Raw genomic sequence first — 24,465 nt, 5'->3', positions numbered from 1 at the left:
TCATTGCTGTTGTCACGATCCTGAAATATGGCGATATCTTACCAGATAACGTCGTTAACGCCACTTGTGAGGCAACTCCGTTTGGCTCACCATGAAGACATCGGATACCCATCGGCAGTTTTACCTCTAAGGAACATTCTATGAATTCAAACCATGCATGGCTGGCTCGATTGTTATGGACATCGGTAGCGACACTACCGGTGCTGGTGCAGGCGCAAGCGCAAGCAGCCGACGGTAGTGCGGCCTCTGCCTCTCCCGAGGCAGCTGCCACGCCAGACGGCGCCGGGCAAGAGGTAGCGCGGGTGGTCGTCAGCGGCACGGCGGCAGCGGACCCGCTCGACAAAGGGGCGCCGACGGCCAGCCGGCTGGGGCTGACAGTGCGTGAAACGCCGGCAACCATCAACACCATTAGCGCCAAGACCATGGAGGTACGTGGCTACCAGAACGTCGAGCAGGCGGTCGACAGCATGCCCGGCGTGAGCTCGGGTGGCGCGCCGGGCAGCCCATCGCAGTTTTCCATGCGCGGTTTTACCGGCGACCAGGTCACCGTGCTACGCGACGGCATCTATCTCGGGCCGGCCGACATGACCTACCGCCCGCAAAATACCTTCAACCTGGCCAGCGTGGATGTGCTCAAGGGACCCGGCTCGGTGCTGTACGGCCAGGGTTCCATCGCCGGCACCGTCAACGTAATCTCCAGGAAGCCCACACTGAGCGGCAATTCATTCGACGCCGTCGCCTCGTACGGCAGCTTCGCTACCAGCCAGGCCGGGATCGGCGGCAATTTCGTCCTCAGCGATACACTGGCCTTGCGCGCCGACCTTTCGCGTACCGCCTCGCATGGCTACGTCGAAGGCGCCCGGTCGGACTCGGTGAACGGCACCGTCGCGCTGCTGTGGAAGCCGAACCCTCGCTTCGACCTGGAGCTGAGCCTGGACTACCTGACCGATCATCCTTCAAACTACTACGGCACCCCGCTGGTGTCGGCGGCGTTTGCCAGTTCACCGTTGAACGGCGTGGTGCAAACGGCAGACGGCAGCACGCTCGACAGTCGGATGCGCTACGTCAACTACAACGTCGGCGACTACCAGATCGCGTCGACCCAATACATGCCGCGCGCCAGCCTGCACTGGAAGGTCAGCGACGACATCACCATCAGCAACGACGCGTACTATTTTTATGCCGACCGTAAATGGAAAAATGCCGAAACCTACAGCTTCGATCCGGCCACCAGCCTGGTCGACCGCGACCGCTTCTTCGTGTTCCACGAGCAACACCTGTCCGGAGACCAGCTCAGCGCCAGTTTCAAGGCGCCGGTGGCGGGTCTTGCCAACCGCTTCGTGATCGGGATTGACTACAGCAAGCTCAATTTCGTGCGCACCCGCGGCTTTCCCGATGGCGACAGCGTCGACCCATTCCACCCGGTCGCCGGCAGTTTCGGCCCGCTGGTGGGGAGGCGTAGCCCGACCCGCTGGACCGACAGCGCCGTGTTCCTCGAAGATGGACTCGATGTGACGTCGCAATTAAAGCTGGTCGGTGGTGCGCGGGTGGAAAACTTCCACCTTGAGCGAGAAAACTACGATCCGGACGGCAATTTTCAAGCCGCCACCAGCTTCACACGCACCTTCAAGCCAAAAAACTGGCGCCTCGGCCTGATCTACCAGGGGCCGGCCGGCCTGACCCCGTATATTCAGTACAGCACCGGCCAGGACCCGGTCGGCTCCAATATCCTGCTGGTGAACGCCGGCCAGAATTTCGACCTCAGTAAATCGCGCCAGGCGGAGCTGGGCCTGAAGGCGGACCTGGGCGACCATCGGGGTGAAATGACGCTGGCCTACTATGACATCGAACGCAAGAACCTGCTGACCCAGACTTCTGCCGACGTGGTCGATACGGCTGGCATGCAAAGGTCGCGCGGGGTGGAAATGACGCTCGACTACAAGCCGCTGCCGGCGTGGAACGTGGACGCCAACCTGGCCTATACCAGCGCCAGTTACAGCAATTTCATCGATACCAGCAGCGGCGTCGACGCCAGCGGCAACCGGCCTGCCAACATCCCCAAATGGACCGCCAATCTGTGGAACAGCTATAGCGGCTTTGGCAACGTGCCACTGGAGCTAGGCGCAGGCGTGCGCTATCTGAGCGACCGTTTCGGCAATATCGCCAACACCCTGGTGCTGAAAAGCTACACGCTGCTGGACCTGACCGCCAGCTATAAACTGAGCCGCAACATCAGCCTGACGGCGCGCGTAAACAACGCCACCAACAAGACCTACGCCCAATGGGCGGACGTCAATTATCCATCGCAAATCCAGCTGGGAGCGCCGCGCAGTTATGAAATCGGTCTTGCCGCCCACTTCTAGAAAGGCCCCGCTGCTGCAGCGGCCAGCGCGCCAGGTGTCGCGCCTGCACCGCTGGCTGGGCACCGGCTTCGCCCTGCTGTTTGCACTGTGGTTCGGCACCGGCGTCATCATGATGTATGTGCCCTTCCCTGCGCTCAGTGACAGCGCGCGCATCAGCGCTGCAGCGCCGCTGCAACTGGCCGCTTTGACTGTGGCGCCGGCCGCTGCGGTGCAGGGACTGCCAGTGCAGCGCCTGTGCCTGCTCGACGTGCTGGGCCAGCCGCGCTACCTGGCCACGCTCGACGACGGCAGCGTGCGCAGCATCGCCGCCACGGACGGTGCAAGTATTGCGCCGCTCGACGGCGCCGCAGCGCAGCGTCTGGCCGAGCGCTTCGCCCGGCATCCGGCACAGGCCGTGGCCGGGCCGTTCGAGTACGACCAATGGGTGGTACACCAGCGTTTCGACGCCGCCCGGCCGTTCTACCGCGTTGACGTGGGCGACGCCGCCGGCACCGAGCTGTATGTGTCCGCCGGGCTGGGCCAGGTGCTGCAGCGAACCACCCGCTTCGAGCGCGGCTGGAACTGGGTTGGCGCAGTGGTGCACTGGATTTATCCGACCATCCTGCGGCATAGCCTGTGGGCATGGGACCAGGTCGTGTGGTGGCTGTCGCTGGCTGGCATCGCCGTCGCCGCGACCGGCTATTGCCTGGGGCTAATACGGCTGATTAACCTGCGCCGCAGCTGCCGCCCCGGCCTGTCGCCGTTTCGCGGCTGGCTACGCTGGCACCATGTGCTGGGACTGAGCGGTGGCCTGTTCGCACTGACCTGGATATTCAGCGGCTGGCTATCGATGGATCATGGCCGCCTGTTCTCGCTCGACCAGGCCAGCACCGCGCGCGCCGCGCACTTTCGCGGCGCCAGCCTGGCCACTGCCATGCGCGGGCTGACGCCAGCCGGCTTGCGCGCCATGGGCCCGGCGCGCGAAATCGAATTCCTGGCCGTTGGCGGGCAAGGCTTCGTGGTGCAGCGTGGCGGTGCCCCCGCAGACTACCGCCTGACGCCGCTGCGCGATGGTGTGGCGCAGGCCCCGATCGCGCAACTGCCTGACAGCCTGCTCGCGCAAGCGGTGGCCGCCGCGTGGGCGCCCTACAAGGTGCTCGATATCGCCCCCATCGCAGACGACGACGCTTACGGCCATACCCGTTCCGAACCGCTGCCCGACACCACACGGCGGGTGCGCATCGACGATCCCAGCGCCACCTGGGTGCATGTCGATGGTCAATCTGGACAGATCGTAGCGCTGATGGATCGCAGCCGGCGCGTGTACCGCTGGCTGTTTACCGGCTTGCACACGTTCGACTTCCCGCTACTCAACCGCGCCGGCCCGCTGTGGCAAGTGCTGATGCTGGCCGCGCTGGCCGCCGGGCTGGGCTTGAGCGTGAGTGCACTGGTGCTGGCCGGGCGGCGCATCGCCAAATCTTTAACACGCTGACTGCGTTGGCACCGCGGCGCAGACCATTTTTTAGCCAACAGGAGGAAAGATGAAGGATCAATTATTCATGCTGAAGCCGGGCTTTTTCGACGGCGACAAGGGCCCGTTCTATTGCCGCGATTCGATCGCCATCGAGGGCATGCTGGGCATGTTTCCGCAACTGCGCGACGCCATCGATATCGTGTATGTCGAATATGCCCGCCCGCGCCTGCCCATCATCGCGCAGATCGGCATCGAAAATCAGTCGGCGCCTGCGCTGGTCGTGGCAGCGCAGGTCATCGCGCCCGAGTTCGTCTTCAAGACGGCGATGGGCCAGCGTTTTCTCGACGACCAGGCACTGATTCTGCGTTATTTGTCGATACGCTATGGCGTAGCAAGCGCACGTTAACTGCGCGTCAACTGCGCCGCTGGCGAGTGCTGGAGAGGAGATACGGTGCCCAGGCTTTGAGCACGGTCAAGCCTGGCGAGTGCCTGGATCTCCCATCCTGCATCCCATGCATATCGATACTGCATAAGCACCGCTTCCCATTTCGGTCGCCAGCGGCGAGTATGGCGGCTGACGTTTATTTCACGAGAAACCAGATGCCCGCAAGTACAGCAATACCGCACCGCCCGTCTTTTTTGAACCCTCATCTGCCACTGCGCGACAACCAGCAAATCTGGCCCCAACTTGCCCCCATCACCCGGGCGCTGCTCAGCACCGATGGCAGTTTCACCCTGATGCTGCAATCGCTATCGAGCGAAGATATCAAGCCATCCGTGCTGCGCCACCAGCAGGTGCGAGCTGCTGGTAACGGGCTCGATGGCTGTTTCGAGGAAGGGGAATTGCTGCTGCAGCGCGCCGTGCTGCTCAAGACGGCGCAATCGGGACGCAATCTGGTGTACGCCGATTCCAGCATTGCCGTGGAACGCCTGCCAGCCGGCATGCAGGAAGCCTTGCTGGATGGCTCGCAGCCGATCGGCCTGCTGCTGCGCACCAGCCGGCTGGAAACCTATCGGGAATTGATCGATTGGGGCGTGTGCGCAGACGGCCAAGCCGATGACGTAAAGCGCCACCTGGCGCCGCAGGAATTGCTGTACCGGCGCTACCGCATCGACGCCGGCGGCCAGGCGCTGATGCATGTCTGCGAATATTTTTGCGCCAGCCTGTTTGCGCAAGGCGAACGCTAAGCGGCTTGCCGCATCTGCTGCACCGCTTCAAACCATTGCGCCCGCAGCCAGCAGTGGGCCGGGTCCAGGTCATTTTCGCCGTGCCACAGGATTTCCATCTGGCGCGGCGCCACCGGATAAGGTAATTCCTTGATCAGCAGCGCATGGGTGCGGACAAACAGCTTTGCCAGCGGACGCGGTACGATGGCCAGGGTATCGCCATGCTCGATCAGTGCGGGAATCGCCAGGAAATGCGGCAGCAGTGTCTGCAGGCGCACCGGCAAACCTGATTGGGCTAACGCCAGCTCCAGCGCGCCACGGTCGTACATATCGGATTGCCGCGACAGGCCACGCTCGCGGATAAAGCCGCCGACTGCGCCATCTTCCTCGCCGCCGGCCGATACCGCCGCCAGCGGATAGGTCGCCAGGTCCTTGACCGTGATATCGCGCTGCGCCGCCGGATGGCCGCGCCAGGCCACCAGTACTTCATCCTGTTCCATCAGCGCCTGCGAGCGCAAACGTTCAGGCATGCCGCCAAACATGCCGATGGCCAGGTCGATACGGCGCAAGTCGATCTGCTCGGCCAGGTTGGCGCGGGTCGAGGGCTTGATCACCAGGTCGACCAGCGGCGCCCGCTGGCGCAACTGGCGCTGGAAATGCGGCAGCAGGATGGCGCACACATAATCGCTGGCGGCGATGACGAAAGTGCGCCGCGCGCTGGCCGGCTGGAACGGCGAACTGGCGCTGGCCAGCGCACCGCGCATGCCTTGCAGGGCGGCGCGCAAGGGGCCGCTGATGGCCGTCGCATAATCGGTGGGCGCCAGGCCTTTGCCGGTGCGTACAAACAGCTCTTCACCGATGCTGTCGCGCAGCCGCGCCAGTGCATGACTGAGTGCAGACTGGCTCAGGTGCAGGCGCTGGCTGGCCCGCACCACGCTGCGTTCTTCCATGACGGCGTCGAACACCCGCAACAGATTGAGGTCCAGCCGGTCGAAAGAAATCATCTGAAATACGCCTGCAGCAACAACGATGGCGCGGATTCTACCGCAGTATTACGGCTTGGCCGCCTCATAATGCAGCTTGAGCACCAGGCCATTATGGTCGTCGGCCATATAAATATCGCCATCCTGGCCCTGCTTCACGTCTATCGGGGCGCCACGGCCCTGCTGGCCCTTGCGTTCCCAGTTGCTGATCAGGTCAACCGATTTACCCAGCGGCGCGCCGGCCTTGTCGGGCAACAGCGCCACCAGGCGGTGGCCATGGGCGCGGTAGCCGTGGTAGCCGATGATCAGGCTGTTTTTATACTGTTCCGGGAAACGCTGCGCCGTGTAAAAGAGCATGCCCAGCGGCGCAGCGTGGGCGGGTAGCAGGCGCAATGGCGCCGTGTATTTTGCCGCGCAATTGGTCTTCGGGTATTCGGGGCTAGGCTGATTATCGTCATAGCAGTAAGGCCAGCCATAATGCTGATTCGCCTTGACGATATTGAGTTCCTCGTGCGGCAGGTTTTCATCGTTTTTCAGCTGCGGCATGGCGGCCTGGATGGCGTCGCGGCCGTTTTCTGCCTGCCACAATTCGCCGGTAGCCGGATGAAACGCCAGCGCCATGGAGTTGCGCAAGCCATGCGCATAGGTGCGCCAGCCCGTGACGGTGCCGGCCGGCCAGGCCATCTTGTATTCGCGGATGGCGCCCAGCGCTTCCGGCCCTTCGGCCGCCGCGCATGGTTTCGACGGGTCGGGCGCCTTGCCATCCGCGCCTTCGCAATGGTCGGTGCTGGCGCCCACGTTCACATACAGGTCGCCCTGCGGGCTGAAACGCATGGCCGTCAAGGGATGCAAGCCCTGGCCGGGCGGGCCCGGCACCTTGGAAGTGCCACCGATCACGTCGGTGACGGTGACTTGCGGGTCGCGCGGATCAAAACGGAAAATGCGCTTGACCACGCCCACATAAATCATGCCATCCGGGCCTTGCACGATGCCGTTCGGCCGATCGAGTTTATCGAGCAGCAGCTTGCGTTCATAGCCGGGGCTACCGGGCTTGCGCTTGAGCAGCCAGAGCTTGCCCAGGCCCTCGCTCCAGCCGACCATGTCGGTGACCAGCAAGTCGCCATTCGTCAACGGCAGCACGCCACGGGGAAAGGTCAGCCCCTTGGCCAGCACGGCCACGCAAAAGCCGGGCTGCGTGGTGACGTCCAGGCGCGGCAAGCCATCGCATAGGGGGGCCGGGGCCGCCATGGCCGGCAACAAGGTAGTGGACAGTGCGGCGGCAACGAGTGATTTCAGCATATTATTATTCTATCAAAGGAAGGCGCGGCATCACCGCACGCGCGTTGGCCGTAGTTTGCGCCGCTAACTGGGCCAGCTCCTGGCCGCGCAACTCGGCCAGCACAGCGCCGATGCGGGGCAGTTCTTCCGGGCTGTTGCGGCCCGGGTGCAGCCAGCTGGGGGAAATATCGGGCGCATCGGTTTCCAGCACGATCGCGTCCAGAGGCAGTTCGGTGGCCAAACGGCGTATCTGCAGGGCGCGCGTAAACGTCATGGTGCCGCCGAAACCCAGCTTGAAGCCCAGGTCGATATAACCGTGCGCCTGCTGGAAACTGCCATTGAAAGCATGCGCGATGCCGCCGTTCGGGCGGATCTGGCGCGCATGTTTCAGCACGATATCCTGCGAGCGGCGCACGTGGGTCAGCACGGGCAAATTGAAATCGCGGGCGATTTTCAGCTGTTCGCGCAGGAAGTGTTCCTGCTTGCTGCGCATGGCCGGCTCGCACAGCATGGGGATAAAGAAATCCAGGCCGATTTCGCCGATGGCGACAAAGCGCGGGTCCTGCATGGCCGCGTCCACCGCCGCGCGCAGGGCCAGCAAATCATCGTCGGTAGCGTGCGGCACGTAGATCGGGTGGATGCCCAGCGCATAACAAGCGTTGGGGGCAGCGTGAGCCAGCTCGCGCACGATGGAAAAATTCGCCCGCTCGACGGCCGGAATCACGATCATGCCCACACCCTGCCCGCCCGCGCGCTGCGCCACCGGCAGCGATGCATCGCCAAATTCATGGGCGTCGAGATGGCAGTGCGTATCGATCCACAGCATGGTCATACCTCAGTCTCAATATTGGTACGGCTGCAGCCCTTCATCAGTCAGTCGCAGCACGCGGTCGCAGCGCCGGGCCAGCTCGATATCGTGCGTGACGATGACGAAGGCCGTGCCCAGGTTGCGCGACAGTTCCAGCATCAAATCAAAAATCTGTTCGGCCGTGGCGTGATCGAGGTTGCCGGTCGGTTCATCTGCCAGCACGCAGGCGGGCTGCGTCACCAGGGCGCGGGCCAGGGCCACGCGCTGGCGTTCACCGCCCGACAATTCGCCCGGCGTATGGGTCACGCGCTTGGCCAGGTTGACGCGCGCCAGAATCTGCTGCGCCAGCTCGGTGGCCGGCGCGCGCTTCATGCGCCGTATCATCAAAGGCATGGCGACGTTGTCCAGCGCGGAAAATTCGGGCAGCAGATGGTGGAACTGGTAGACGAAACCCAAGGAGGCATTGCGCAAGTCGCCGCGCGCCTTTTCACTGAGGCTGGCAAAGTCCTTGCCCAGCAAGGTCACCTTGCCGGTGGTAGGCGTATCGAGGCCGCCCAGCAAATGCAGCAGGGTCGATTTGCCCGAGCCGGAGGCGCCGACGATGGCCACGCGCTCGCCGCGGTGCACATCGATGTCGATCCCGGCCAGCACTTGCACCTTGTAGCTGCCTTGGGTAAAAGTCTTGCCCAGGCCACGGCAGGACAGGACGGGAGCGCCGTTATCGGCAGGTTTATTCAGATCGGTCATGGTAGAAGTCAGTGGATTATTCATAGCGCAGGGCTTCCGCAGGTTTGACGCGGGCGGCCCACCAGCTTGGATACAGGGTCGCCAAAAAGGCGAGGATCACGGCCAGCACGCCGATCTTGCTGACATCGGGCCAGCGCAGGTCGGACGGCACGGTGCTGATGAAATAAATATCCTTGGACAGGAACTGCACGCCCAGCAGGTGTTCGATAAACGGCACGATCACGTCGATATTGAGCGCGATCAGCACGCCACCTGCCACGCCCAGTATCGTGCCCAGGATACCCACCAGTGCGCCCTGGATCACGAAGATCTTCATGATGGAACCGGGCGACGCGCCCAGGGTGCGCAGGATGGCGATATCGGCCTGCTTGTCCGTCACCGTCATCACCAGGGTCGACACCAGGTTGAACGCGGCCACGGCGATGATCAGGGTCAGGATGATGAACATCATGCGCTTTTCCGTCTGCACGGCGGCAAACCAGTTGGCGTTCAGCTTGGACCAGTCGCGCAGCCACAGGTCGCCCGGCATGCTCTTCTTCAGCTCGGCCGCCACTTGCGGCGCGCGGTTCATGTCCGCCAGGCGCAAACGCAGGCCCGATGGCGCATCGATGCGCAGCAGCCGTTCGCCATCCTTGATATTGATGAAAGCCAGGCCCGCATCGAATTCATTATGGCCCGCCTGGAAGATGCCGCTGACGGTAAAGGTGCGCATGCGCGGCAGCACGCCGGCCGGCGTGACCTGGCCCTGGGCCAGCATCAGGGTGACTTTTTCGCCGAGGTTCACGCGCAGCGCGCGCGCCAGCTCGATGCCCAGCACGATATTGTAGGTGCCTGGCTGCAGCGCCTTGAAACTGCCAATGCGCGTCTGGCCCGCCACATCCGATACATTCGGCTCTTCTTCCGGCAAGATGCCGCGCACGATGGCCGGGCGCAGCGCATCGTCGCGCAACAGCATGCCTTGCGTTTCCACGAATGGCGCGGCGCCCTTCACTTCCGGATTCTTGAACGCCTGCGCTGCTTCGGCGCGCCAGTCCGGCATGCTGCCGCTGTTGTCGAACACTTCCACGTGGGCCAGCACGGACAGCATGCGGTCCGTGACTTCCTTCTGGAAGCCGTTCATGACGGACAGAACGACGATCAGCGCCGCCACGCCCAGGCCGATGCCGGCCATGGAAATGAGCGAGATGAAGGAGATAAAACTGTTGCGGCCACTGCGCTTGCCGGCCCGCGTGTAGCGCAGGCCGACCAGCCATTCAAAAGGCAGATTCTTTAAAATACTCATTGTTCCGGCGATTGTTATTGATGCTTGTTAGTTCTTAAATGGAGTCGGCAAACAGATTATTCGTAGCGCAGCGCTTCCGCCGGTTTCACCCGGGCTGCGCGCCAGCTTGGGTAGATCGTCGCCACCAGCGCCAGAGCAAAGGCGATCAGGCCGATCTGCGTCACATCCATCCAGTGCAGGTCCGACGGCACGGTACTGATCTGGTAGATCTCTTTCGAGATGAAGTGCAGGCCGAACAGGCTTTCGATGAACGGCACGATCACGCCCACGTTCAGCGCCAGCAGCACGCCGCCAGCCACGCCTAGCGCACTGCCCAGCAAGCCCACCAGGGCGCCCTGGATCATGAATATCTTCATGATGGAAAACGGCGAAGCGCCCAGGGTGCGCAGGATGGCGATATCGGCCTGCTTGTCGGTGACCGACATCACCAGGGTGGACACCAGGTTGAACGCCGCCACGGCGATGATCATGCTGAGGATAATGAACATCATGTTCTTCTGGCTTTGCACCAGCGCATACCAGCTGGCGGCGGCGCGCGACCAATCGCGCATCCACAACTCACCGGGCATGGACGCCTTCAATTCTCGCGCCACCCTTGGCGCCTGGTTCATGTCATGCAGGCGCAGGCGCAGGCCGGACGGGCCATTCAACTGCAGCAGCTGCTCGGCGTCCTGCATGTTGACGAACGCCAGGCTGCCATCGAGTTCATTGTGGCCCGCCTCGAAGATGCCGGAGACTTTCAGCGGACGCATGCGCGGCATCACCAGGCTATTCGGTGCATCGCCGGCCTTCGGCTCGCGCTCCAGCATCAGGGTCACGTTCTGCCCCACCTGCACCCCCAGCGCCTTGGCCAGGTCGATGCCCAGCACCACATTGTAGGAGCCGGGCGTCAAATCCTTGAAGTCGCCCTGCTTCATCTGGCTGGCCACGCTCGAGACGGTCGCTTCCTGCTGCGGCAGCACGCCGCGCACCACGGACGGGCGCATGGTTTCATCGTTCAGCAGCATGCCCTGCGTTTCCACAAACGGAGCGGCAGCCTTGACTTGCGGATTGGCGTAGGCGGCGCGCTCCTGCGCCTGCCAGTTCGGCATGGAACCGGTGGTGTCAAATACCTCGACGTGGGCCAGCACCGACATCAAACGGTCGGTGACTTCCTTCTGGAAGCCGTTCATGACGGACAACACGACGATCAGGGCGGCCACGCCCAGGCCGATGCCGGCCACGGAGATAAGGGAGATGAAGGAAATGAAGCTATTGCGGCCGCTGCGTTTCCCGGCGCGCGTATAGCGCACGCCGATCTGCCACTCGTAAGGAAATTTTCTGATGATGCTCATGCGCTCCCGCGACAACGATGATATGCGAGCGCGCAGTTTGCCACACAATGGCCGACTCATGCGGCCGATTTGCACGGCTGGCTGCGCACAAAATAGTCAAACACACAATATTTGACATACAAGCCAGCGGAAAATGCGCCGCCGCTACGCCATGCCCGCCACAATCGCCTACAATCTCGGGATGAATCAATTGACACTCGTTTTACCTTACGGCCTGCCCCATCCTGAGCTGGCCGCCGACCTGATCAAGGCGCTGCAAGCACCTGCCCTGGCGGCCCTGCTCTCGCGCACGTCCATCAGCACCGTCCATGAAGTGGACTATGCAGCAAGAGTGCTGCCGCATGAAGCCTGGCTGGCGCCAGCGCTGGAACTCGGGCCAGAGCCGGCCTACGCGGCCGACGCCATGCGCGGCTACGGCCTGCAGCCCGAACCAGGCGCCCGCTATTTCATCGTCCATCCCGTGCACATCCAGGTCGACCGCAACCACGTCAGCCTGGGCGATATGCGCCAGCTCGCTCTCAGCGAGGCCGACAGCCGTGCCCTGTTCGAGGCGGCCCGCCCGTATTGCGAGGAAATCGGCCAGCCTTTGTATTACGGCGACGCGCAAACCTGGTTCATGCGCGCCGATGGCTGGAGTGATTTGCAGGCAGCCTCTCCCGATGCGGCCGCCACGCAGGATTTGTCGACCTGGATGCCCGAAGGCGAGCACGCGCGCGCCTTGCGCCGGCTGCAAAACGAAATACAAATGCTGTGGCATGAAAACAGCGTCAACGCAGCGCGCGAAGAGCGTGGCTTGAAAGCCATCAATTCCTTCTGGGTCTGGGGCGCCAGTCAGGCAAGCGACCAGAAAACCGACTGTATTTCCAAATTACATACGGCCGAGGCACCAGGCTGGCTGGCGGCGCTGGCGGAACCTGCACAGCGCAATGGCAGTCCAAACAGTGTACTGATAAGCAAGGACGACGCATTGCTGGTGCATGGCGGATTGATCGGCCCCAGCCTGGCGCAGGACTGGGGCAGCTGGCTGCAACAGATGCAGGCGCTGGAACAGCACTGGTTCGCGCCACTGCTGGCCGCGCTGAAGGATGGCCGCCTCGGCAAGCTGCGCCTGGTGATGAGCCACCGCGACGGCTGGCTGGACTGTACCACCAGCAAGAATGCCCAGCGGAAATTCTGGCGCAAGCACACCCTGAACAAGTTGAAAGCATCATGACCCGCACCCGCATCGCCACCCGCCCCTGCCCCTACCGCGAATCCGAAATGCTGCGCCAGGGCGGTATCCACCCCGTGCTGGCCCGCTTGTACGCGGCGCGCGGCTTGTCTGACGCGGCAGAACTGTCGAGCGAACTGACGGCCCTGATACCGCCGTCCGGCTTGCTGCATATCGGCGCGGCGGGCGTTTTCCTGGCCGACGCCATTGCGGCAAAAAAACGCATGGTGATCGTGGCCGACTACGATTGCGACGGCGCCACCGCCTGCGCCGTGGCCCTGCGTGGCTTGCGCGCGATGGGCGCGGAGGTCGATTTCATCGTGCCCAACCGTTTTGAATACGGCTACGGTTTGACGCCGGAAATCGTCGAACTGACAGCCCGCGAAAAATCGCCCGACATCATCATCACCGTCGACAATGGCATCGCCAGCATCGACGGCGTGGCCGAAGCGAACCGGCGCGGCATCCAGGTGGTCGTCACCGACCACCACTTGCCGGCCGACACCCTGCCCGACGCAGCCGTCATCGTCAACCCGAACCAGCCCGCCTGCGGCTTCCCGAGCAAACACCTGGCGGGCGTGGGCGTGGTGTTTTACGTCTTGCTGGCCTTGCGCGCCGAAATGCGCCAGCGTGGCATTTTCGACCAGAAAACCCAGCCGCCCCTGCAAAACCTGCTCGACCTGGTCGCGCTGGGCACGGTGGCCGACGTGGTGCGCCTCGATACGAATAACCGCATCCTGGTGGCGCAAGGCTTGAAACGCATGCGCAAAGGCAATATGCATGCGGGTGTAGCCGCCCTGTTCCGCGTGGCAGGCCGCGAAGCGCGCAGCGCCACGCCATTCGACCTGGGCTTTGCCCTGGGTCCGCGCCTGAATGCGGCGGGACGCTTACAAGACATGTCGCTGGGTATCGAATGCCTGATCACGGACGACGAAGGCCGTGCCTGGGCGCTGGCCCAGCAATTGAACGACATCAACCTGCAACGCCGCGAAATCGAAGCGGAAATGCAGGATACGGCCCTGCTGCACCTCGATAGTTTCGAGCCTGCCAACAGCAGCACCATCAGCGTGTTCGATGAATCCTGGCACCAGGGCGTGATCGGCATCGTGGCCTCGCGCCTGAAAGAAAAATTCTACCGCCCTACGATTACTTTTGCGCCGGGCGCCGATGGCTGGATCAAGGGCTCGGGCCGCTCGATTCCCGGTTTCCATATGCGCGACGCGCTCGACCTGGTCTCCAAGCGCGCCCCAAGCCTGATCGACAAGTTCGGCGGCCACGCCATGGCGGCAGGCTTGACCATCCGCGCCGATGCTTTCGAGGCGTTTTCGCAAGCCTTCGAAGCGGTCGGCCAGGCCTGGCTCAGCCAGCAGCAGCTGGAAAGAGTGGTGGAAACGGACGGCCCACTGGAAGACGCCTACTACACCACAGCCTTCATCGAACTGATGGATGGCCAGGTGTGGGGCCAGGGCTTCGCACCGCCCGTGTTTTGCGATGAATTCCGCGTCGTCAGCCAGCGCATATTAAAAGAGCGCCATCTGAAGCTGCTGCTGGAAAAGAACGGCGTGCGTTTCGACGCCATCTGGTTCGGCCACACGGACGCCCTGGGCGAACGCACGCGGGTAGCGTTCAGGCTCGATGCGAATGAATACAATGGCACGACTAAAGTTCAGTTGATGGTGGAGCACGCCGAACCTGTGTAGTGAAAGACTAAATCTGCGGCAATAACGTTGCGTTGATGCTATTTCCCCCCTAAAAGCAAGTACTGGGGTTAGTCTGATCGAAATGCTCCCCACTGGGGAACATTTCCCCGGCGGGTCTGACCTCGGCCTTACATAGCCCCCATGCTCACTGGCTTAAACCACCTCACCCTGGCTGTGCGCGATCTGGAACACAGCCTGCTCTTCTATCGCAATACTTTGGGCTTGCGACTGCATGCGCGCTGGGACAGGGGGGCTTACTTGTCGGCGGGAGACTTATGGCTATGCCTGAGCTTAGACAGGCGGGCCAGTGATGCCCAGCTTGCCAGCGCCGGCTATACGCATACAGCGTTTTCCATCGCCGCCACCGATTTCGCCGCGTTTGCGGCCAGGCTACGCGAAGCTGGCGTACCCGAATGGAACCGTAATCGCAGCGAAGGCGATTCCCTGTATTTTCTCGATCCGGACGGTCATCAGCTGGAAGCGCATGTGGGCGGCCTGGCAACGCGGCTGGCCGCTTGTCGGGCTGCGCCCTATGATGGCATGGTTTTCTTTGATGAATGACAAGGTTTACAACGCACGCTTGCACGCCAGATGCAGCCACTCCAAAAAAGGAGTAATATAAATCCATAAAAGGAGCCATCATGCATCTCGCCTACGCCTACCCCAAGAGCCGTTTTGAGCCGGCTGTCCTCGTCGACCTGAACGCCAAGGACGAGCGCGCGCGTTTGTCGCTGGCGGCGCTGAAAGGTTTTTTCAAATTGGCCGCTGCCTGGAAGCTGCGCGACGACGATGCGCGCGAGTTGCTGGGCGGTTTGTCGAGCAGCGCTTATTACGAGTGGAAAAAGAATCCGGACCGCTTGCTGGAAGTGGACCGCATCACGCGCATTTCCTATCTGCTGGGCATTTATAAAGCGCTGCATATCCTGTACGGCGACAAACTGGCCGATGAATGGGTCAGCTTGCCCAACAAAAACCCCATCTTTGGCGGACGCACGCCCCTGTCGCAAATGCTGGCCGGCGGCTTGCTGGCCATGCAAACCGTGCGCAAGCTGCTCGATGCGCGGCGCGGAGGGCTGTGATCTTGCCGCCCTCTTTCAAGGAACACCTGCCGCCCCTGGCCGCCCTGCGCCAGATCGATACCTGCCGCCTGATTCCATCGCGCTTTGCCGAGATGGAAGACTCCGTGCTGGCGCCGCTGGCAGAAGACGACGATCATTTGCGCGAACTGTTTGAACTCGATAACGCCACCAATGCGCGGCTGGTGGCGGAATACGGCGGCGCGCCAGGAATTGGCGTGGACGAGCTGGTTTTTGGCGTGCCCCACTTCCGCATCATCAATGCCGCCTACACCTATGCCCGGCCGGAAGGCGCGCGTTTCAACGATGGCGAGCGGGGCGCCTGGTATTGCGCGTTCGAGATGGAAACGGCGCTGGCCGAGATCATTTTCCACAAGACCGTGGAATACCAGGAAATCGACTATTTTGACGACAGCGTCAGCTACCAGTCGCTGCTGGCCGATTTTTCCGCCAGTTTCCACGATCTGCGCGGCCAGGAGCGCTACCAGGCTTGCCTGGACCCGGCCAGCTATATCGCCTCGCAAGACCTGGCGGCCGTATTGCTCGACGCAGGTTCGCTGGGCGTGATCTTCCCCAGCGCCAGGCGCGCGGGCGGCACCAACCTGGCTTGTTTCCGCCCTGCCCTGGTCGGCAATGTTCGCAAAGGCGCGGCCTATCGTTTAACATGGCAGGGTAAGCCGACGCCGCGTGTTGAAATCATGTAAATACGCGGCCCGGCAGTTGACTTTCATGCCCTTAGCGTTGTCCAGTTTTACCCCCAACAGCGAAAGTACCGGGGTCGGACCCGGCGGGTCCGACCCCAGAATTTGCTTGCGGGGTGATCATCATATCAAGCCAAGGGCGTCATTATCCGACTTATCAATCCTGAACTCGCATGCAAACCAACCCTGAAAAAGATACCGACCTCCGCCTCAAAGTCAACAGCGAAACGGCCCGCCTGCCGTGGCGCGAACTGGAAAAACACTACGCCCAAGGCAATGTGGTCTGGGTCGCCAATGAACTGGACCTGGTGGAAGTAGCCGTGCGCATCTCGCACGACGACAAGGCCAGCATCGCGCAATGGATGGGCGACGGCAAAGTGGCCAAAGTGTCGGACCAGCAGGCGCTGGAATGGCATACAGGCGATGCATCGCTATGGGCGGTAGTTGTCAGCCCGTTTATCCTGGTTCAACAGGACAAACCCACCAAGCATTAAGCACATCATAGACTGCGCTCCAGCATCAAACGTACCGTCGCATGGCCGGGTGTGCTCGTCACGCTGCTGCTGGAACCATCGGCATCGGCGTACGATAGACCCTGCACCTGCGGCTGGTGCAGCAGATTGGCCAGCGACAGGCGCACCCGCATCTTCGCTTCCGGCTGCCACAAGGCATAGGCGTCGACGTTGCGCTTGACACCCGCGTAGCTGCTGGAATACGCATCGAGACGCGCCAAACCACCAGTCTGCAGATTGAAGTTGCTACCCATGCTGATGACGGCTGACAGCCGATAATCGAAGCCCAGATTAAGCGTCAGCGGCACCTGACTGGCCAGGCGATTGTTCGGCCCCGGCACGGCATCTACCCGCGACCAGTTGCGTGCTGCGTTGGCGCGCAAGTCGATATCGGGGGCGCCGGCCAGCCAGGTCCGCAAGGGGAATTTCAGATCGGCCTCGATGCCATGCACGTTGGCGATGCCATTGTTGAACGGGCTGGTGATCCAGATGCCATCCTGTTCGTACAGCCGCTGCACGGTCACGTCGCTGATACGCCGCACAAACGCCGACACGCTGGCTACGCCGCTCTTGCCAAAGTAACTTTCATAAGCCGCATCCAGCCCCCAGGCCAGTTCCGGGCGCAGATCGGGATTGCCCTGGAAGTCGGGATTATTGGCGCTGTTACCGTTATTGATGGTGTAGCGGCGCGGCACCAGGCTGCGCGTGCTGGGCGCCTTATAAGTGCGCGCCAGGGCCAGACGCAGCTGGTCACGCTCCTGGTCGGGCAGCTTCCACAGCATTTGCAGTACCGGACTCCATACACTGGAACGCGTTTGCACCCGGCTCAACGTGCGCCCTTCGGTGGCCGTACGCAGCCCTTCCCAGCGCACGCCCGCATACATTTGCAGCCGTGGCGTCATTTCCCATTCATCCTGGGCAAACAGGGCCAGGCGCTGCACATCGGCCGTGTAGTCTTCATCGAGCGCATACGGTGCGCCGCCAGCTGGAAACATGTCGCGCTGGCCGCGCGCTTCGCTGCGGCGTATCAGGCTGCCATCCCAACCGGTGCTCAAGGCATGGCCACCACCGAGGCGGGCCAGGTATTTGCCGCTGCTGTTATAGCTATCGTCTACAGCCCACGAAACCACGCGGCGCAGCAGCAAAGGCGTGCCATCGATGGCGTCGCCATCAAAAGCGTAGTCGGTATCGCGCCGGTTGTGGTTGACGCCCAACCTGGCCGTCAGCTTGCCAGCCGCACCGAAGGAATGCACCCAGTTCACATCGCTGCGAACTGAAAATATGCTCGCCTGCGAGTTGGCGTCATTATGGGGATAGCTGGTGGAGGGACCCAGCAAGCTTGTTTCGCGCGCCGTGCCATCGAAACCCGTGCGGTACCAGTCCAGCAGGCTTTGCCAGGTCAACGTATCGCCATTGTCCAGCACCCAGTTCAAACGCGGCGTCAGGCTGGCCTTGTTGATGGACGAGCGGCTGTCATTGCGCGTGCGGCGCAGCGCCAAAGCCTCGCCAGCAGGAGCATAAACGCTGTCTTGCGTACTGCCGTGGAATACATCGTCGGTGCTACGGTCCAGCGCCCCGGTCAAAGAATAGGAAAAACCCTGCAGTTTGTCTTCCATGCGCAGCGATGCCGATGGATTCCAGCGACCGGCCACCTGGCCCGCCCCCAGCCTGGCTTCGCGCTGCGTGCGGCTAGCGCCCTTGCGCAAAATCAGGTTGATGCTGCCGGCGATCGCCTGGGTACTGTATTCCGCCGTCGCACTGCGCAAAATCTCGACGCGCTCTATCATTTCGGGGGCGATCGACTCGATGGAAAAACCGGGCGGCGCCGGATCGCCATTGATCAGGATTTGCGTGTAGCCGGCACCCAGGCCGCGCATGCGCACTTCATTGCCGACCACGGACACACCCGGCTGCCGCTTGAGCACAGCCGCCAGGTTATTCTCGCCATACTGTGCAATATCGTCGCGGCTGATGACGATTTTCGCAGCCGTATCGTCGCGCCGCTGCTGCACGCCGCTGGCGCCGGACACTTCCACGCGGGCCATGGTCTGCTTATCCTGGCTGACGGTATTGTCCTGCGCGTGACTGGCGGTGGCGGTCAGGTATAACAGAATAAAAGGGGAAATACTGCGGCTGCTTTTCGATGGCATGGAATGCTGATTCAAGTAATGGTGGGAACTGCAGTATTGCCAAAACAAAGGCTGCCGTCGCCTGGCATGTGATGAATCACCGTATCGCCGTGACGGCTAGACCATGGTCCGACGCACAGCATCCAGATAACGCTCGCTGACCGGCACCTGCGCGCCACAAAGCAAACTGAGGACATACGTGCCATCACCCGTCACGGCCAGGCTGGACACCTGGTTCAGGCGCACGAGGGCACGCCTATGCACCCTTAAAAACTGCGCCGTATCGAGATACGTTTCCAGTTTATTCAGTGTCACGCGATGCAAGATGGTACGCCCTGCCATATGCAGTTGTACATAGTTACCGGCCGATTCCAGCCATAATATTTCATCAACGGCGATACGCTCGATACGGCCGACGGAACGCACACTCAGATGGAACAGATAGGGCGACTTTGCGGGGGCCAGATAAGCACGCAAGGCGTTCGCATAAGGACCACGCTGTGCCAGCGCCAGCATGGCCGCAGCCCGCTCCACCGCTTGCGCCAGGCGGACATCGTCCAGCGGTTTGAGCAAATAATCGAGGGCATGCACTTCAAACGCGGCCACCGCATGTTCACTATATGCCGTCACAAAGATGATCAGCGGCGGCTCGGCCAGCTCACTCAGGCTGCGTGCCAGCGCCAGGCCCGATTCCTGCGGCATTTGTATATCGAGGAAGATCACATCGACTGCTTGCGCAGCCAGTGCGGTCCGGGCGGCAGCGGCGCTGGCGCATTCGGCGACAACACGCCATTGGACATGTGCGGCCAGCGCATAGCGCAAATTCGTGCGACTCGGTGCTTCGTCATCGACGATCAGAGCGCTAATCATCGTTATACTCATCACGCCGCCTGCAGCGGCATACGGATTTCAACCAGGAAGCGGCCATTTGCACGCTGCGTCTGCAGGCTGGCCTGCTTGCTGGACGACTGCAACCGTTCGCGTGTATTTTGCAGCCCCAGTCCCGCGCCGGGATTGGGCGTAGCGTGCGGCTGCACAGGGTTCGACACCCTGATCAGCACATCATTTCCAAGTACTTCAAACGACAAGCGGATATCGCCCTCGCCATCATGGCTGTCAAGATCATGGCGCAACGCGTTCTCGATCAAGGGTTGCAGCAACAGCGGCGGGCAATCGCCATGCCGGACCGTCTCGCAGTCCCCCTCGATGGTGAACCGCAGCCGTTCACCGTAGCGCAGCTTTTGCAGGGACAGATAATCGTGCACGAACTGCAGTTCTTCACCGATCGTTACCATCTCACGCGCACCGGCCGCCAGCGCATAACGCAGCAAGTCGCTCAAACGCGCAATGCCCGACAACGCCAGCGGACCATCGCCCGTGCGTACCAGCGCGCTGATCGCATTCAGGGCGTTAAAGATAAAGTGCGGTTCCAGTTGCGCGCGCAGCGCCAGCATGCGCTGCTGTTCCAGCGCCAGTTGCAAGGCCAGGTTAGCGCTTTGCGCGCGCCGCCAGCCTGCTTCGCGCTCCCGCGCAAGACGCCAGTTGCCTATCGCCGCCATCGCCAGCAGCGTGCCACTCATCCAGGCAAATTCCGTAAAGCGGTTAAACATCTGTAGCGCCATGAAAGCTGAGCCGACAACCTCCAGGCTTACCCCCGCGCCACGCAATACCACATCGCAGAAGGCCACATACAGCCATTCAAGTGGCAGGAAAAACAGCAGCAGCGCCACATAGACCAAAGCACTGCGCCTGGCGCTGTCAAACAGCGCTGGCCAGCGATTCAAGGCTAGCGACAGGCCGCTGCCCAGCATAATCATCGGTACGTGATACAGCAGCCAGCGCAGCAGGAAATGGCCATAGCCATGCGTGGCCGCGCCTGCATAATCGCGGTAAGAACCGAGCGCACCGACGCCACAGATCAGGGTCCAGACAGCCGTATGGCAGACGATGGTCGTAGCGATGGCTGTGCAGGATGGAGTCGATGGCGCGGCGGGAGTCTTCATGCGCGGCGAGTATAGCAGCGCGATGACGCCGGCCACCGGCAAATCATCCCTGCACAGCGGGGTTTCGTCACACGCGAAATAGAAACCTTAGTGCCCTCCTCCCAGATACGCCGCAATCACCTTCGGATCGGTCTTCAAACTCTCGGCCGGGCCATGCACGGAGATGCTGCCGTTTTCCAGCACGTAGCCATAATCGGCCACGTTCAGGGCGGCGGCGGCGAATTGCTCCACCAGCAGCATGGTCACGCCCTCGGCTTTCAGGCGCGTGATGATGCGGAAGACTTCTTCGACCAAAATCGGCGCCAGGCCCATCGACGGTTCGTCCAGTAAGATCACTTCCGGGTTCAGCATCACGGCGCGGGCCATGGCCAGCATCTGCTGTTCGCCTCCCGACAAGGTGCCGGCCAGTTGGTCGCGCCGCTCCTTCAACCTGGGGAACAGCTCCATGGCCTTGTCCAGGTCGCCCCGGATATCGCCCTTGGGCCGCGCCCGCGTAAAACGGGGGAAGGCGCCCAGCAGCAGGTTGTCCGTCACCGACATCGAGGCGAAGACGCGCCGCCCTTCCGGCGAATGGGCCAGGCCAGCGCGCGCGATGCGGTGCGAATCGAGGCCGGTCACGTCCTCGCCGCCGAGCATGACCTTGCCCGATTTGGGTTTCAGCATGCCGGAAATGGCGCGCATGGTGGTGGTCTTGCCGGCGCCATTCGAGCCGATCAGGGTCACCAGCTTGCCTTTGGGGACATCGAGCGAAATGCCGTGCAGGACTTCGACCTTGCCGTAGCCCGCATGCAGATTAGAGATGGTCAGCATGATGTTCCTCTCAATGCGCCACAGGGGCCAGGGTTTCGGCGCTGCCGCCCAGATAAGCTTCGATCACTTTAGGGTCGCCTTGCACGGCAGCAGGCGCGCCCTCGGCGATCTTCTGGCCAAAGTCCAGCACCGTCACCACGTCGGACAAGGCCATCACCACGTCCATATGGTGCTCGATCAGGATGATGGTGATGCCATGCTCGCGGATCTTGCGGATGATCGCCATCAGCTCCTTGATGTCGGGCGCCGTCAGGCCGGCAGCCGGTTCATCGAGCAGCAGCAAACGGGGATTCAGGCCCAGCGCGCGGCCGATTTCCAGCAGCCGTTGCTTGCCATACGGGAGATTGCGCGCTTCTTCATTGGCCAGGCCGGCCAGGCCCACGAATTCCAGGATGCTGGCGGCCCGCGCGCGCGCCGCCGCTTCTTCGCGCCGGTAGCGCGGCGTGTGCAGCATCACGTCCAGCACATTCGACTCGAAGGTATTGTGCAAGCCCACCAGCACATTTTCAGTGGCCGTCATTTCACCGAACAGCTGCACATTCTGGAAAGTGCGCGCCACGCCGCCCAGCGCGATCTCGGATGGCGTGCGGCCGGAAATCACCACGCCGGCAAATTCCACCTTGCCAGCCGTCGGTTTGTAAATCCCCGTCAGCACGTTCATCATGGTGCTCTTGCCCGAACCATTCGGCCCGATCAAGCCATGTACGGAGCCTTGCGTGACATTCAGGTCCACCAGGTTCAGGGCCTTCAAGCCGCCGAACTGCATCAGCGCCTGCTCGACTTTCAGCAAGGCCGCCCCCTGCTGGCCGCCCTGCGCGTGCTGGAACGGCGCCACGCCACTGGCCGCCACGGCCGCCACATGGCCACGGCCCTTGCCGACAAAGCTCATTAAAAATCCCACGATGCCGTCCTGCAGATAGTAGACGACGAATAAAGTCATCAGGCCGAAGATGGTCAGGCGCCAATCGACCATATTATCGAGTTTGTAGGAAAACGCGGCCAGGCCGATGGTGGCGGCCAGCGGCACGATCACGCCACGCACGGTAGAACGCTTTTTCGCCAGCATGTAGGCAGAACCGATCACCCCGAGTATGGCGGCGGCCACGGCGATCTGGCGGAACAGCTCGATATCGGCCAGCAGGCTCGGTAGCATGACCACGATCAGCGCGCCGATCAAGGCGCCCGAACGCGTCTTGCGGCCACCCATGATGACGGCCAGCAGGAACAGTATCGTCAGCTCGAAGTTGTAGGTATTGGGCGAGATATACTCTTCCGAGTAGGCGTACAGGCTGCCCGCCAGGCCCGCGAAACCGGCACTGATGACAAACGCATACACCTTGTAGCGGTACACGGACACGCCCATGCAGTCGGAGGCGATCGGGCTGTCGCGCAGCGCTTCGAAGGCACGCCCCAGGTTCGATTTCAGGATACGGTGCACGATCACCAAGGAGATCACCATCAGCGCGGCCACCATATAGTAGTACTCGACTTCGGAAAGCTTGTGACCAAACAGCTCGGGCTTGTGGATCTTGATGCCCATCGGCCCTTCCGTCAAAAAGGTCATCTCGTTGATCAGGATTTGCACGATGGTGCCGAAGGCCAGGGTCACCATCGCCAGGTACGGGCCCGTCACGCGCAGGGCCGGCAAGGCCAGGATGGCGCCGAACAGCGCCGCGCCCGCAATACTGGCGGGAATGGCCAGCCAGAACGGCAAGCCCAGCTTGAATACCAGCACGCCGGTGGCGTAGGAACCGACGCCGAACAGGCCAGCGTGGCCCAGCGACACCTGCCCCGTGTAGCCGACCACGATATCGAGGCCGAACAGCAGGATGGCGTAGATCAGGATGGTTTCGGCCAGGTGGATGTAATACGGATTCGGGATAAGAATCGGATAGAGCACCAGCGCGGCCAGTCCCGCCGCGCTCAGGACCAGCATGGTGATTTTCTTGTTCATCGATGCCTCAGACTTTCTTGATCGCGGCTTTGCCGAACAGGCCGGACGGCTTGATGGCCAGCACCAGCAGCAACAGCAGCAGTCCCGGTACTTCCTTGTAGCCGGTGGAAATGTAGTAGCCGGTAGTGGTTTCGGCGATGCCCAAAATCAGGCCGCCGACGATGGCGCCCACGCCCGACGTCAGGCCGCCGATAATCGCCACCGCAAAGGCCTTCAAGCCCAGCGAGGCGCCCATGGTGGCGCCCGTCAGGGTCAAGGGCGCCACCAGCACGCCGGCGAAAGCGGCCGTGGCCGACGACAAGGCGTAGGAAAACGTGATCACCCGGCCCGTATTGATGCCCATCAGGCCGGCCGCGTCGCGGTCATTGGCGGTGGCGACCACCGCCTTGCCATAGATCGATTTGCGGTTGAAGATTTCCACCGCCAGCATGATGGCCAGCGCGCCGACGACGACGGCCACCTGCATCGGCTGCACATTGGCGCCCAGGATGGTGAACGGTGCGGCCGACAGCGGCGAAGGAAAGGTCAGGTCATCCTTGCCCCAGATGTTTTCCGCCACATTTTTAAAGATGATGGCCAGCGCGATGGTCGACATGATCCAGCCGAATTCCGACTTGATCTTGATCGCGGGCCGCACGCCTATCCATTCGACGAACATGCCCTGCAAGGCGCCAAAGGCAATCACCAGGGGAATCATCAGCAAATAGCCCATGTACGGACCGCCGTGGATGGTGCCCACCAGGGACAGGCCCACCAGCGCGCCCAGCATCAGGGATTCTCCCTGGCCAAAGTTGAGGGTGCCCGAAGTGGCGAAAGTCAGCTGGTAACCGAAGGCGATGACGGCATAGATCATGCCCAGCGCGATGCCGCTGAAGACAAGCTGCAGGAAGATTTCCATGGTATTCCCCGATAGACGAAGATATGACAATGGCCAGCAAGGCTGGCCATTTCAGCG

At 62.1% G+C, this 24,465-nt stretch carries 22 protein-coding genes; 10 read left to right on the top strand and 12 right to left on the bottom strand.

Translation table 11 applies throughout. From position 1 onward, the window contains the following. Window positions 1-140 precede the first annotated feature (140 nt). From ACL9RI_RS04755 to ACL9RI_RS04740, 4 genes are all read left to right on the top strand, one after another. Complete coding sequence (locus tag ACL9RI_RS04755; RefSeq protein ID WP_422725429.1) at window positions 141-2,363, top strand: TonB-dependent receptor; 2,223 nt, start codon at window positions 141-143, stop codon at window positions 2,361-2,363. After that, on the top strand, window positions 2,335-3,834 hold the full coding sequence (locus ACL9RI_RS04750) for a PepSY domain-containing protein (RefSeq protein WP_422725428.1): 1,500 nt from the start codon (window positions 2,335-2,337) through the stop codon (window positions 3,832-3,834). Before ACL9RI_RS04755 ends, ACL9RI_RS04750 begins: the two co-directional genes overlap by 29 nt. A gap of 49 nt (window positions 3,835-3,883) precedes the next feature. After that, window positions 3,884-4,222 carry a DUF3088 domain-containing protein gene (locus ACL9RI_RS04745; RefSeq protein ID WP_422725427.1) on the top strand — a complete coding sequence of 113 codons (339 nt, stop codon included), beginning with the start codon at window positions 3,884-3,886 and terminating at the stop codon, window positions 4,220-4,222. Between the two features lie 194 nt (window positions 4,223-4,416). Beyond that, window positions 4,417-5,004: a chorismate--pyruvate lyase family protein gene (locus ACL9RI_RS04740; RefSeq protein ID WP_422725426.1), complete on the top strand. Its 588-nt coding sequence runs from the start codon at window positions 4,417-4,419 to the stop codon at window positions 5,002-5,004. Here the strand turns inward: ACL9RI_RS04740 and ACL9RI_RS04735 are convergent. From ACL9RI_RS04735 to ACL9RI_RS04710, 6 genes are read right to left on the bottom strand one after another with little or no spacing between them, the layout of a single operon-like run. Continuing rightward, entirely contained in the window at window positions 5,001-5,987 is a 987-nt protein-coding gene (locus ACL9RI_RS04735) for a LysR family transcriptional regulator (protein WP_422725425.1), read from the bottom strand. The genes ACL9RI_RS04740 and ACL9RI_RS04735 overlap by 4 nt on opposite strands. A gap of 48 nt (window positions 5,988-6,035) precedes the next feature. Beyond that, complete coding sequence (locus ACL9RI_RS04730; RefSeq protein ID WP_422725424.1) at window positions 6,036-7,265, bottom strand: PQQ-dependent sugar dehydrogenase; 1,230 nt, start codon at window positions 7,263-7,265, stop codon at window positions 6,036-6,038. A gap of 4 nt (window positions 7,266-7,269) precedes the next feature. Then, complete coding sequence (locus tag ACL9RI_RS04725; RefSeq protein WP_422725731.1) at window positions 7,270-8,067, bottom strand: TatD family hydrolase; 798 nt, start codon at window positions 8,065-8,067, stop codon at window positions 7,270-7,272. 18 nt (window positions 8,068-8,085) lie between these two features. Next, window positions 8,086-8,799, bottom strand: coding sequence for a lipoprotein-releasing ABC transporter ATP-binding protein LolD (gene lolD / locus ACL9RI_RS04720; RefSeq protein WP_422725423.1), 714 nt, complete (start codon window positions 8,797-8,799; stop codon window positions 8,086-8,088). Window positions 8,800-8,815: 16 nt separating this feature from the next. Continuing rightward, a complete protein-coding gene (locus ACL9RI_RS04715; RefSeq protein WP_422725422.1) occupies window positions 8,816-10,081 on the bottom strand; it encodes a lipoprotein-releasing ABC transporter permease subunit in 1,266 nt (421 codons plus the stop codon). 56 nt (window positions 10,082-10,137) lie between these two features. Next, window positions 10,138-11,415 (bottom strand): lipoprotein-releasing ABC transporter permease subunit, encoded by a 1,278-nt coding sequence (locus ACL9RI_RS04710; RefSeq protein ID WP_422725421.1) that lies wholly within the window; start codon window positions 11,413-11,415, stop codon window positions 10,138-10,140. Between the two features lie 181 nt (window positions 11,416-11,596). Here ACL9RI_RS04710 and ACL9RI_RS04705 point away from each other — a divergent pair, with 181 nt between their 5' ends. From ACL9RI_RS04705 to ACL9RI_RS04680, 6 genes are all read left to right on the top strand, one after another. After that, on the top strand, window positions 11,597-12,628 hold the full coding sequence (locus ACL9RI_RS04705) for a hypothetical protein (protein ID WP_422725420.1): 1,032 nt from the start codon (window positions 11,597-11,599) through the stop codon (window positions 12,626-12,628). Continuing rightward, window positions 12,625-14,325, top strand: coding sequence for a single-stranded-DNA-specific exonuclease RecJ (gene recJ, locus ACL9RI_RS04700; RefSeq protein ID WP_422725419.1), 1,701 nt, complete (start codon window positions 12,625-12,627; stop codon window positions 14,323-14,325). The genes ACL9RI_RS04705 and recJ overlap by 4 nt, the downstream gene beginning before the upstream one ends. 141 nt (window positions 14,326-14,466) lie before the next feature. After that, window positions 14,467-14,886 carry a fosfomycin resistance glutathione transferase gene (gene fos / locus ACL9RI_RS04695; RefSeq protein ID WP_422725418.1) on the top strand — a complete coding sequence of 140 codons (420 nt, stop codon included), beginning with the start codon at window positions 14,467-14,469 and terminating at the stop codon, window positions 14,884-14,886. An 80-nt stretch (window positions 14,887-14,966) separates the two neighbouring features. Beyond that, window positions 14,967-15,404, top strand: coding sequence for an MbcA/ParS/Xre antitoxin family protein (locus tag ACL9RI_RS04690; protein WP_422725417.1), 438 nt, complete (start codon window positions 14,967-14,969; stop codon window positions 15,402-15,404). 2 nt (window positions 15,405-15,406) lie between these two features. Continuing rightward, a complete protein-coding gene (locus ACL9RI_RS04685; protein ID WP_422725416.1) occupies window positions 15,407-16,105 on the top strand; it encodes an RES family NAD+ phosphorylase in 699 nt (232 codons plus the stop codon). Window positions 16,106-16,275: 170 nt separating this feature from the next. Beyond that, window positions 16,276-16,596, top strand: a complete 321-nt coding sequence (locus tag ACL9RI_RS04680) for a DUF2288 domain-containing protein (protein WP_422725415.1) — start codon at window positions 16,276-16,278, stop codon at window positions 16,594-16,596. Window positions 16,597-16,601: 5 nt separating this feature from the next. Here ACL9RI_RS04680 and ACL9RI_RS04675 read toward each other — a convergent pair whose 3' ends face one another. From ACL9RI_RS04675 to ACL9RI_RS04650, 6 genes are all read right to left on the bottom strand, one after another. Further along, entirely contained in the window at window positions 16,602-18,764 is a 2,163-nt protein-coding gene (locus ACL9RI_RS04675; protein WP_422725414.1) for a TonB-dependent receptor plug domain-containing protein, read from the bottom strand. 96 nt (window positions 18,765-18,860) lie between these two features. After that, window positions 18,861-19,613, bottom strand: a complete 753-nt coding sequence (locus ACL9RI_RS04670; RefSeq protein WP_422725413.1) for a LytR/AlgR family response regulator transcription factor — start codon at window positions 19,611-19,613, stop codon at window positions 18,861-18,863. A gap of 11 nt (window positions 19,614-19,624) precedes the next feature. Then, window positions 19,625-20,782, bottom strand: a complete 1,158-nt coding sequence (locus ACL9RI_RS04665; protein WP_422725412.1) for a sensor histidine kinase — start codon at window positions 20,780-20,782, stop codon at window positions 19,625-19,627. A gap of 51 nt (window positions 20,783-20,833) precedes the next feature. Further along, the gene (locus ACL9RI_RS04660; RefSeq protein WP_422725411.1) at window positions 20,834-21,556 is read right to left on the bottom strand and encodes an ABC transporter ATP-binding protein; all 723 of its coding nucleotides are present in this window, start codon (window positions 21,554-21,556) and stop codon (window positions 20,834-20,836) included. Between the two features lie 10 nt (window positions 21,557-21,566). Next, window positions 21,567-23,510 carry an ABC transporter permease subunit gene (locus tag ACL9RI_RS04655; RefSeq protein WP_422725410.1) on the bottom strand — a complete coding sequence of 648 codons (1,944 nt, stop codon included), beginning with the start codon at window positions 23,508-23,510 and terminating at the stop codon, window positions 21,567-21,569. A gap of 7 nt (window positions 23,511-23,517) precedes the next feature. Next, a complete protein-coding gene (locus ACL9RI_RS04650; protein ID WP_422725409.1) occupies window positions 23,518-24,408 on the bottom strand; it encodes a branched-chain amino acid ABC transporter permease in 891 nt (296 codons plus the stop codon). Between the last annotated feature and the right edge of the window lie 57 nt (window positions 24,409-24,465).

This window comes from Janthinobacterium sp. Mn2066, from assembly GCF_049319705.1.
In the GTDB taxonomy this organism is placed as follows: domain Bacteria; phylum Pseudomonadota; class Gammaproteobacteria; order Burkholderiales; family Burkholderiaceae_D; genus Janthinobacterium.
The sequence above is the reverse complement of the archived record's forward strand: the minus strand, read 5'-3'. Positions and strand labels throughout refer to the sequence as shown.

Coding starts and splice junctions, on each gene's coding strand:
- ACL9RI_RS04660 (WP_422725411.1), bottom strand. CDS start 21,556: ATGCTGACCATCTCTAATCTGCATGCGGGCTACGGCAAGGTCGAAGTC.
- ACL9RI_RS04715 (WP_422725422.1), bottom strand. CDS start 10,081: ATGAGTATTTTAAAGAATCTGCCTTTTGAATGGCTGGTCGGCCTGCGC.
- ACL9RI_RS04675 (WP_422725414.1), bottom strand. CDS start 18,764: ATGCCATCGAAAAGCAGCCGCAGTATTTCCCCTTTTATTCTGTTATAC.
- ACL9RI_RS04745 (WP_422725427.1), top strand. CDS start 3,884: ATGAAGGATCAATTATTCATGCTGAAGCCGGGCTTTTTCGACGGCGAC.
- ACL9RI_RS04655 (WP_422725410.1), bottom strand. CDS start 23,510: ATGAACAAGAAAATCACCATGCTGGTCCTGAGCGCGGCGGGACTGGCC.
- ACL9RI_RS04730 (WP_422725424.1), bottom strand. CDS start 7,265: ATGCTGAAATCACTCGTTGCCGCCGCACTGTCCACTACCTTGTTGCCG.
- ACL9RI_RS04735 (WP_422725425.1), bottom strand. CDS start 5,987: ATGATTTCTTTCGACCGGCTGGACCTCAATCTGTTGCGGGTGTTCGAC.
- ACL9RI_RS04680 (WP_422725415.1), top strand. CDS start 16,276: ATGCAAACCAACCCTGAAAAAGATACCGACCTCCGCCTCAAAGTCAAC.
- ACL9RI_RS04650 (WP_422725409.1), bottom strand. CDS start 24,408: ATGGAAATCTTCCTGCAGCTTGTCTTCAGCGGCATCGCGCTGGGCATG.
- ACL9RI_RS04690 (WP_422725417.1), top strand. CDS start 14,967: ATGCATCTCGCCTACGCCTACCCCAAGAGCCGTTTTGAGCCGGCTGTC.
- lolD (WP_422725423.1), bottom strand. CDS start 8,799: ATGACCGATCTGAATAAACCTGCCGATAACGGCGCTCCCGTCCTGTCC.
- ACL9RI_RS04670 (WP_422725413.1), bottom strand. CDS start 19,613: ATGATTAGCGCTCTGATCGTCGATGACGAAGCACCGAGTCGCACGAAT.
- fos (WP_422725418.1), top strand. CDS start 14,467: ATGCTCACTGGCTTAAACCACCTCACCCTGGCTGTGCGCGATCTGGAA.
- ACL9RI_RS04705 (WP_422725420.1), top strand. CDS start 11,597: ATGAATCAATTGACACTCGTTTTACCTTACGGCCTGCCCCATCCTGAG.
- ACL9RI_RS04740 (WP_422725426.1), top strand. CDS start 4,417: ATGCCCGCAAGTACAGCAATACCGCACCGCCCGTCTTTTTTGAACCCT.
- ACL9RI_RS04755 (WP_422725429.1), top strand. CDS start 141: ATGAATTCAAACCATGCATGGCTGGCTCGATTGTTATGGACATCGGTA.
- ACL9RI_RS04710 (WP_422725421.1), bottom strand. CDS start 11,415: ATGAGCATCATCAGAAAATTTCCTTACGAGTGGCAGATCGGCGTGCGC.
- ACL9RI_RS04750 (WP_422725428.1), top strand. CDS start 2,335: ATGAAATCGGTCTTGCCGCCCACTTCTAGAAAGGCCCCGCTGCTGCAG.
- recJ (WP_422725419.1), top strand. CDS start 12,625: ATGACCCGCACCCGCATCGCCACCCGCCCCTGCCCCTACCGCGAATCC.